1 rRNA gene is annotated in these 933 nt (G+C 53.3%); it reads right to left on the bottom strand.

The features are described from left to right. Nucleotides 1-933 (bottom strand): 23S ribosomal RNA (locus V6U79_RS29665); the annotation flags it as partial.

The raw sequence follows: 933 nt of genomic DNA, 5'->3' as shown, positions 1-933 counted from the left end.
CAAACCTCCCCGTCGATGTGGACTCTTGGGGGAGATAAGCCTGTTATCCCCGGGGTAGCTTTTATCCGTTGAGCGATGGCCCTTCCATGCGGAACCACCGGATCACTAAGCCCGACTTTCGTCCCTGCTCGACTTGTAGGTCTCGCAGTCAAGCTCCCTTATGCCTTTGCACTCTACGAATGATTTCCAACCATTCTGAGGGAACCTTTGGGCGCCTCCGTTACACTTTAGGAGGCGACCGCCCCAGTCAAACTGCCCACCTGACACTGTCTCCCGGGTCGATAAGACCCGTAGGTTAGAATTTCAATACAGTCAGGGCGGTATCCCACCAGCGCCTCCACCGAAGCTAGCGCTCCGGTTTCAATGGCTCCCGCCTATCCTGTACAAACTGTACCAAAATTCAATATCAGGCTACAGTAAAGCTCCACGGGGTCTTTCCGTCCTGTCGCGGGTAACCTGCATCTTCACAGGTACTATAATTTCACCGAGTCTCTGGTTGAGACAGTGCCCAAATCGTTACACCTTTCGTGCGGGTCGGAACTTACCCGACAAGGAATTTCGCTACCTTAGGACCGTTATAGTTACGGCCGCCGTTTACTGGGGCTTCAGTTCAGAGCTTCGCTTACGCTAACCCCTCTCCTTAACCTTCCAGCACCGGGCAGGTGTCACCCCCTATACTTCGCCTTACGGCTTCGCAGAGAGCTGTGTTTTTGCTAAACAGTCGCTTGGGCCTATTCACTGCGGCTTTCCGTTAAGAAAGCACCCCTTCTCCCGAAGTTACGGGGTCATTTTGCCGAGTTCCTTAACCAGAGTTCTCTCGCACACCTTAGGATTCTCTCCTCGCCTACCTGTGTCGGTTTGCGGTACAGGCACCTTTTATCTCGCTAGAAGCTTTTCTTGGCAGCGGGGAATCAAAGACTTCGCTCCATAAGG

The sequence above is a fragment of the Micromonospora psammae genome, assembly GCF_036902725.1.
GTDB lineage: Bacteria > Actinomycetota > Actinomycetes > Mycobacteriales > Micromonosporaceae > Micromonospora.
Note: the sequence above shows the minus strand (reverse complement) of the source record. Positions and strands in the feature narration are given on the sequence as shown.